This is a genomic window from Finegoldia magna (genome assembly GCF_018371055.1).
In the GTDB taxonomy this organism is placed as follows: Bacteria; Bacillota; Clostridia; order Tissierellales; family Peptoniphilaceae; genus Finegoldia; species Finegoldia magna_I.
This window is the reverse complement of record NZ_JAGYZD010000065.1, coordinates 1-7,948: the sequence shown is the minus strand read 5'-3', so window position 1 is coordinate 7,948 and position 7,948 is coordinate 1. Positions and strand designations below refer to the sequence as shown.

At 29.6% G+C, this 7,948-nt stretch carries 10 protein-coding genes; all 10 read right to left on the bottom strand.

Annotated features, from left to right (window positions below):
- Positions 1-144: 144 nt before the first annotated feature.
- Positions 145-624 (bottom strand): NAD(P)H-dependent oxidoreductase subunit E, encoded by a 480-nt coding sequence (locus KHW44_RS04170; RefSeq protein ID WP_094206215.1) that lies wholly within the window; start codon positions 622-624, stop codon positions 145-147.
- Between the two features lie 4 nt (positions 625-628).
- Positions 629-1,612 (bottom strand): aromatic acid exporter family protein, encoded by a 984-nt coding sequence (locus KHW44_RS04165; RefSeq protein ID WP_094206216.1) that lies wholly within the window; start codon positions 1,610-1,612, stop codon positions 629-631.
- Positions 1,613-1,718: 106 nt separating this feature from the next.
- Positions 1,719-2,012, bottom strand: a complete 294-nt coding sequence (locus tag KHW44_RS04160) for a hypothetical protein (RefSeq protein WP_242430162.1) — start codon at positions 2,010-2,012, stop codon at positions 1,719-1,721.
- The gene (locus tag KHW44_RS04155) at positions 2,009-2,299 is read right to left on the bottom strand and encodes a hypothetical protein (RefSeq protein WP_242430163.1); all 291 of its coding nucleotides are present in this window, start codon (positions 2,297-2,299) and stop codon (positions 2,009-2,011) included. The genes KHW44_RS04160 and KHW44_RS04155 overlap by 4 nt, the downstream gene beginning before the upstream one ends.
- 300 nt (positions 2,300-2,599) lie before the next feature.
- A complete protein-coding gene (locus KHW44_RS04150) occupies positions 2,600-2,908 on the bottom strand; it encodes a hypothetical protein (protein ID WP_304066328.1) in 309 nt (102 codons plus the stop codon).
- A 5-nt stretch (positions 2,909-2,913) separates the two neighbouring features.
- Positions 2,914-3,174 carry a hypothetical protein gene (locus KHW44_RS04145; RefSeq protein ID WP_242430164.1) on the bottom strand — a complete coding sequence of 87 codons (261 nt, stop codon included), beginning with the start codon at positions 3,172-3,174 and terminating at the stop codon, positions 2,914-2,916.
- 4 nt (positions 3,175-3,178) lie between these two features.
- Positions 3,179-3,568, bottom strand: coding sequence for an MgtC/SapB family protein (locus tag KHW44_RS04140; RefSeq protein ID WP_242430165.1), 390 nt, complete (start codon positions 3,566-3,568; stop codon positions 3,179-3,181).
- A gap of 380 nt (positions 3,569-3,948) precedes the next feature.
- Positions 3,949-4,491 carry an STM3941 family protein gene (locus KHW44_RS04135; RefSeq protein WP_094206218.1) on the bottom strand — a complete coding sequence of 181 codons (543 nt, stop codon included), beginning with the start codon at positions 4,489-4,491 and terminating at the stop codon, positions 3,949-3,951.
- A 296-nt stretch (positions 4,492-4,787) separates the two neighbouring features.
- A complete protein-coding gene (abc-f, locus tag KHW44_RS04130) occupies positions 4,788-6,392 on the bottom strand; it encodes a ribosomal protection-like ABC-F family protein (RefSeq protein ID WP_304066318.1) in 1,605 nt (534 codons plus the stop codon).
- Between the two features lie 1,241 nt (positions 6,393-7,633).
- The coding region (locus KHW44_RS04125; RefSeq protein ID WP_304066316.1) for an isoprenylcysteine carboxylmethyltransferase family protein at positions 7,634-7,948 on the bottom strand (315 nt) is incomplete at its 5' end.

Below are 7,948 nucleotides of genomic sequence, written 5' to 3'. Positions count from 1 at the left end.
TCAATTATTGATATGTCAATTATAATTCTAATAGTATACTTTGTCAAACCCTCTTGATAAGGATATCTCTAAATTCATAGAATTTTTATAATCAAATTAAAAATAAGCCAATGTTCAATCCAAGGCTTATTTGTAACAAAAATTTTATTTGATTTTTTTCAGAACTTCTTTTGTTTTATCCGCATTCATGTGGTGATAGAATTTGCCATTAATCATAATATTGGGACCATCCTTACATTTTTTGAAACAATTTTGAGTTCTGAGTCGAATTTTTCCATCAGCAGATGTTTCATTAAAATCCATTCCAAGCTCTTTTTTCACCGTCGTCAACACTTCCATCGAGCCGTTCTTCGCACATCTCGGTCCCGAACAGCACACAATCTCGTATTCAACCTTAGATTCTTTGATAGATGGAATGAATTTAATAATCGTCTTGATGTATTTCTCATCAATTTCAAACGCATCGGCGATTTGTTTTTGATGACTAATCGACACGCATCCGAACAAATCCTGACAGTTTCTAATCATAACCTTGGCTCCCTCTTGGCTACCCTTGCCGAAACTTTCCACAGTTTCGTCAAGTTTTTCTTTGAAAATCAGTTCTTCATTTTTTTCTTCACACATATAATCACCCTCTTGTTTTTATCCTAATTTTATTATTTGGTCTTTTCGTAATTTGATTGCTAATAGCTATAAATTGATCCAGACTTCGAAACACTTGAAAAATCGCCGAACGAATTGCAAATTCCTCGTGGGTATCTGGAAGCTTCATCATGTGGTAATGATTTTTGAGAAAATCAATTCTCTCTTTCAATTTAATCATGTCCTCACGTTTAGTTAAATTTTGGGATGCTTGAATTAAAATATCAGAAATATATTTGCCGTCTGAATATTCCGGCGGAATCGTCCTCAAATCATCATACATTTCTTGCAACAAATCCATCTCCCTTTCTCTCAAACGCAAATCACGAAGTAAATCCCTGCTGTTTTCAATCAAATTGTCATTCTCAATAATCGCAATATCTATCGCCCTGTCGATGTCTGCTTCAAGCTCTGAAATCTTGTCCTCATACAACTTCACATCCAAGTTTTGAACAAGAGATTCCCCGAACAAATTCAATATAAACTTCATATCGTCATCGATGCTTTCGATCAACCTGTTTAATTTGTCTTGTCTAGTAGGAGCGTAGAAATTGGTCAACATCGCAAATCCCGTCCCTATAAACACAAGAGCCATTTCATTCAAAATAATCGATGCATCAATTTTTCCGAAAGCTAATAAATGAGTCACGATTACACTTGAAGGACCAAGTCCCAGTTCTATCTTCAATAAAAAAAACACAGGCACAAATAAAAGCAAATACAATCCGAAAACCCAAGTTTTGTATCCTATTTTTTCAAATAAAAATCCTCCGATTAAAAGAGCAATTATTGCGGACAAAGTCCTCTTCAATCCACCTTCTATCGTAGCTTTTCTCGTATCAAACACATTTAATATCGCAATAATTCCCGCCGCAGCTGCAAATTCAAGAGATAACTCTTGCGAGACAATTATCGCCAAAAGTGAAGCCAATGCAGTTTTAATAGTTCTAGATACTATCGATTTTTTCATAATAAACTCCTATATACTTTCGTTGTATTATTTATACCCAATTTGTGTTTCAAATGGTAATTTTAGCCACAATAAAAGCACCTACATTGTAGATGCTTCACAAATTTTATTTATCCTTTGATGATTGTTGATCGTGCGTATTTAGCTTCATTAAAACATTTGTATGAGGAAGAAATGTAATATCTGCCGATACATTTCCATTGTCATCCCATTTTTGTTTTTCATTTTCGTAGGTTTGCCAATTCAAATCAAATATTTCGATCTCGTCATTTTGTGTGTAGCCAGTAAGTTTGTAGAATGTTGAAAATTCGTAATTATTGTCTTCTTCAAAAGTCACATATTTAAGTTTAATATTAGATGGTGAATGAATATATGATAAATCCTCAATCGGAGCTTTCATTGCATAAAAAGATCCAATAACGTAACAAATTGCACAAATCCGCCAAATAATTGTAGATGTTCTTTTTTTTTGATGAAATGACTCATTAACAATACTAAGAAAAATAAAATGATGAAAAAAACGCGAAAAACAATTTCGCAGACAAATCCCATCATTCCTTCAACGAAAAAACCTGCGGAATGATTTACTATCAAAAAGATGCTCGCTATAGTTGCCAATAGCAGTATCGAAACGACAATACCGAATATAATTTTTCTTAGAATAGGAATATTTGCTCTATTTTCCATTATTTTCTCCGTTTTTCGAACAGTTATTTCCCGAAATGTATGTTGCTCAAATCAAACTATTCTTTATTTTACAAGCGAAAATATTACTATTGATATTTTCATAATTATATTCTACTTCTCTATTATCTTTTTCTTGTAAATATCATATTATTGTTTTGTAAATTTTGTATTTGATTTTATGATAAAATATTACAAATCAACATCGATAAAACTAAAAGCCAACGTCATAATCATAAGAAAAATCGATAAAATAGCATACAACCTCGAACCCATTAATCCAGTTCATAATTTTCCCCACTCTTATCTCAATCTGCTACCCACAAAGCATCCCATCAACGAAATCGCGCCGTAAATAAATATATAAATTGTGGCACTTTCATCCATATAAATAAGTACGTAAGGCACGAAAATCGCCATAACTAAAAGAGGGTAAAGAATGTCAAAAGAATTCTTCCTGCCACACATTATAGCATTCACAAAAGTTATAACAGGAATTACAAATAATAAAATAAACATTCCACTACCCGTATCTTTCATTAGTAATGGCAACAAATAAAAACAGATTACATTGACCATTAAATACGGGAAAAGTTTTTTAATTCTATTCATAATATCTATTCCTCATCATCAACAGATTTTAGCGATTGCAAACTATATTCTGACTTTAATTTTTTGAAAAATCCGTCAATATCATAATTTTTATTAAAAGAAAAAGTCACCTCAATCATTGATTTGTCATCCATATCCTCGTCAATAATGTCTAGTTTTCTCACTTCAACTCCTTGTTTAGAAGTAAATTCATAAAAACTTTCCTGATTAAAATTATAAGTATCGAAAATCATTGAATATGATTTTGTAGTTTTCTTATTAACCAAATCACTAATTCCTTTCAATGAAATTAAGGTTATTAAGCATATCACAGTAGCGATGATTGCTCCCTCGTAATATCCGAAATTGCTCCTGATAACCACAAAGTTGCAGCTGTAGTAAGACCTGATACGCCATTCTTTTTTGAAGAATAGTACCAGCTCCCAAAAACCCAATTCCACTTATAACTTGTCCTGCAATCCTCGCAGTGTCCCTGGCAGTGTCAGATGAAGACTTACCAATACCGTCAATTCCAATAAGCATAATCAAACACGCCCCAACACTTACAATAATATGAGTTCTAAAACCCGCAGCCCTATTCTTGATTTCTCTCTCTATTCCAATTACAGCTCCAAGTATCGCAGCTAATATTAATCTAACCGCCACTAAAAAAATATCCATAAATTCCTCCTTACATAATTATACCCAATAACTATTTTGAATAAGCCATTTTTGTTAACCTTAAATAGTTTTTCGAAATCGAAAAATAATAAATTATGCATAATTTCTTAATTTTACATAAAAAAATACCTACAAATATAAATGTTTTAAGTACTTCTGCAATCAAACTATAATTTTATTTTCATATCAATCTAGCATTATTACCGCAAAATTTCATTATAATTTCACAAAAACAGTCCTACTTTTGATAAACGTTCTGATGTTTACTACATAAAAATATCCGACAAAGTCATACTTACATAAGACTAATCGGATATTTGATTAATTTATTTTATTATCTTGAATATAAATACACAAGAATTTTCTTTCCTATCAATAAATCAAGATTTGTATTTACGATTATTCTTACGATATTCGTTCATAGTTTGAGTAAGCTCTTCACCATTCATATTCTGAATCTGATTCATATTAATTGTTATCTCTCCATATCCCAAAGCAAGGTTCATTTTAGTTATTAACCTTTTAAATATTGGTAACTTATCCAAATATGCTTCCTGGTCTTTCATAAATATTGATACCATTCCTTGACCCATCATAGGCATATTTTTTATCTTACTAACTGAGTCCCAACTTATCAAAGAATTTTTCAAAGATGCTATACTTGAATTGTCGTAAAATCCTTCGTTATCAATAATTAAAATTGGTTTTCTCACAAAAATATTTTTAATACAAAGCAATGTTGCTGCTCCAAAAAATAATACTCCAAATGCACCAAAAATCAATGTAAATATCTTATACAAAATACTCCCTGAACAAAATCCAATGAGTATTATAACAGCTGACATAATTGTCATAAAAATACCCATTAAACTTATTTTTATATTATTAAATTTTCCACTAAATATTTCAATTCTATTATCCATCGTTCCTCCAAACACATTTCAGCTTTTAACATTATTGATATTTTATAGTATACAAAACATTTTTTCCTTTGCGTTATTATAACATATTTTATTCTTTGAAATCCTTTATAACTCAATAAAATATCATAATTTACATAGAATTAACTTTGGAAAATTGGTATTAAAATATAACACGAAAGTTTGGTAAACCCTAACAATAATAATTTAAAACCCTTTATGCGACATTTATATATGAATTTCAATATTAAATTGCATGAAAAAAGCACCTACAAATGTATATGCTATAAGCATAAGATTTAATTGCTGTTTCTCTTCGATATTAGTTCTTTATATTCTTCTTCTAATTTTTCTCTTTGATCTTTCGATATATCCATAGAAAGTCTTGAACTTATTGAGGATATTCTAAAATCAAGCAATAATTCATCTTTATCAATATTTTTATTGTAACCTTTTTGTCTGGTCTTATATTCTCTTAAATTACCATTAAACTGAATGATTTTTTTATCTTTGATTATTAAAAGACTACTAGCTAAATTGTTGATAAAATCCTCATCATGAGTGACAAATATAAAAGGTCTATCATAAGACTTTAATAGATTTTCTAAACTTTCTATTGTTCCTATATCTAAAAAATTTGTCGGTTCATCAAATATAAGATAGTTAAAATCAGATGTTAATATTTTAGCCAATTTAACCTTGGATTTTTCTCCATCACTTAGAACATTTATGCTCTTATATACATCGTTAGTCTTAAACCCTAGTCTTGCAAGAACAATCCTTGTCATTGTTTCATCATATATAGACGTATTTGATACATTTTTTAAGATGCTGGAATTTTCTTCTAGAATATCACTCATTTGACTAAAATAGCCTATCTTAAGATTTGGATACACCCATATATTTTCTTTATTAAGTATCATCTTTAGAATGGTAGTTTTCCCACTTCCGTTTGACCCTAAAAGAGCTATTTTAGAGTTGTTTTTAATCAAGAAGTTTGAATCTCTAAATAACGTTCTATTTCCAAAATCTTTACTTATATTTTCCGCTCTTATTAAAATTTTAGAATGAATTCTTTTATTATCTGGAGTAGATAGTTGTATTTCTGTTTCTTCTTTAGGTTTTTCCTTTACTTCTAGTTGATTAATCCTAGATTCTACAGCTTTTACTTGCTTATCTAATTTTTTCTTGTTTTCTTGACCACCCATCTTATGAAGTCTTGCTTCTGAATTCCCCATCCTTTTAGGCGTGGTTCTTACTTTTGATGATTGTTCCTTTATATTACTTGCTAGATTTTCTAGTCGTCTTTTTTCTTTTATAAAATTCGAATACTCTTTATCTTGAAACTTTTGTCTTTTTTCTCTTTCTTCAAGATAGAAATTGTAATCTCCATTATATTCTTCAATTTTTTCATCCTTTAACTCTAGAATCTTTTTGCAAGTTCTATTTATGAAATCACGATCATGCGAAATTATAAGGTATCCTGTTTTTCTTGAATTTAGCTTTTCTATAAGTTCTTCTTTTTGCTTTATGTCTAAGTGAGATGTGGGCTCATCTATTAATATAAAATTAAAACTATCCGATAATAAATCTGTTAGTTTTAATCTTTGTATCTCACCAGGACTGTATTTATCATCAACATTTAGCTGTGATTTGGAATAGATTTCATCAGAAAACTTGTTAACTTTAGCATCATAATTTAATAAGTATCCAAGCTTTCTATCCGCTCTTACATACCCAGTATAATCTGTATCCATCCCTAATATTATTTTCAAAAGAGTAGTCTTTCCCGTTCCATTTTCGCCTATTAAAGCAATCTTGTCATTTTCGTTAATTGATAAACTATTAATTTCAAATAGTTTTTTATCAGATATGGTTTTTATCAAGTTTTTTAGATATATCATAAATCCTCCTATTTTTTTGAGAGGATTTCATTTCCTCTCTTAGTTATTTGTAAGACTATATCTATTGTTCATTTGTCTGTACCTCCTAATACTACTTAATAATTTATACCCATAAAAACAATCAATCCCCTGTCATCATAAACAGATTGACTTGTCCATTTCACACCTTATTGCTCACCATAGCAATAACTCCGTCTATATTTTCTGTAGATTTTTCTTTGTCAGTTTTTATTTTTCCAGCGGAATTTGTATATATAAAGATTTGAAACCTTTATTCATACTTGAAGGCCTTGCTTTCTTTTTTGGTTTAAGCCCATCTAGCCTTAACTTCTAAAATCAGTTGCCTTCTAACAATAGGAGATGGATTATTGATTTTAAATTGATTAGCAAGTGCTGATAGGACATTTATCCTGTTAAATATAACTTTACTATATTTTGCTTAAATTAGAAAGAGTAACTATTATTTTTTCTAAAACCTTTTAACCCTTCATGTCTTTGTGATTTAAATAAAGTAACTCACCTTTTGACTATTGAATAATCATTGAGTCCATATTTATCAGTTAAATATTTATATCTTCCTTCTTTATTTAAGTATTATTGTACTATTTTCATCTTAAATTCTATACTATATTTACTCATGAAAAAACTGACCTCTCTAAGTTGGTTTTAGATCCAACTTTTTGGGTCAGTCCAGAATTTTACTAGTTTATCTTAATATTATTTACTATTTTACCAGAACAATACACTCGTCTATTCACACTCTATACTCATATAATACTCATCGCAAAACTTATCCCACTTAACTGTATAATCATCATGTGTTAGCAAGGTCAAGTCTTTTGCTGTAAATATATTTCTTTTTCTTGCTTCATAAAAGAAATAGTCAAATCCACAGAAGGTTTCACTAAGATAGGCGTATGCGTACTTGAATCCAAGGCTATATGCAATGTAGAGGCGTGTGTGTCCATCTAGTGACGCGTATGTGCCTTCGCGTTTTGTAACTGGTATAATCACGTCTTCTTCTCTATTGACAAAGCTCTTAACTGCCTCTAATTTATCAATTATTCAAGTATTTGTCCATTTTTTATTCATGTATTTGACGTGTTTTCATTCATGTATTTGACGTGTTTTCATTCATGTATTTGACGATTCAGCTTTATATTTTTCTGTATTTACTACCTCTTCCTAAAATTATCCATAAAAAAGCACCTACAACAGTAGATGCTTGCATAAGACTAATTTTATTTTCTTCTGATCCGTGGTATTACTCGATTTACTTGTTTTAAATATATTTCATATTCTTCTCCAAATTCATTTTTTAACCATTTTTCTTCTGTATTTTTCATTAATATTGTTAAAAAAGCCCAAAATACAAATGGAAGTATTAATAAAATATAGTTTGCTGTAAATAAAAGTAGAACTGTGAATATAAATATAAATGCTGAATAAACAGGATTTCTTACTATGCTGTATACTCCTGTTGTTATCAACTTTTTTTCTGTAACTTTTTTATTTATTTTCTGAACTATTACTGCTTGTATCCATAAATATATTCC

Bases quoted from the DNA above. Each gene is read 5' to 3' on its own strand.
- KHW44_RS04170 (WP_094206215.1), bottom strand. From the start codon at position 624: ATGTGTGAAGAAAAAAATGAAGAACTGATTTTCAAAGAAAAACTTGAC.
- KHW44_RS04165 (WP_094206216.1), bottom strand. From the start codon at position 1,612: ATGAAAAAATCGATAGTATCTAGAACTATTAAAACTGCATTGGCTTCA.
- KHW44_RS04160 (WP_242430162.1), bottom strand. From the start codon at position 2,012: ATGAAAGCTCCGATTGAGGATTTATCATATATTCATTCACCATCTAAT.
- KHW44_RS04155 (WP_242430163.1), bottom strand. From the start codon at position 2,299: ATGGAAAATAGAGCAAATATTCCTATTCTAAGAAAAATTATATTCGGT.
- KHW44_RS04150 (WP_304066328.1), bottom strand. From the start codon at position 2,908: ATGAATAGAATTAAAAAACTTTTCCCGTATTTAATGGTCAATGTAATC.
- KHW44_RS04140 (WP_242430165.1), bottom strand. From the start codon at position 3,568: ATGGATATTTTTTTAGTGGCGGTTAGATTAATATTAGCTGCGATACTT.
- KHW44_RS04135 (WP_094206218.1), bottom strand. From the start codon at position 4,491: ATGGATAATAGAATTGAAATATTTAGTGGAAAATTTAATAATATAAAA.
- abc-f (WP_304066318.1), bottom strand. From the start codon at position 6,392: ATGATATATCTAAAAAACTTGATAAAAACCATATCTGATAAAAAACTA.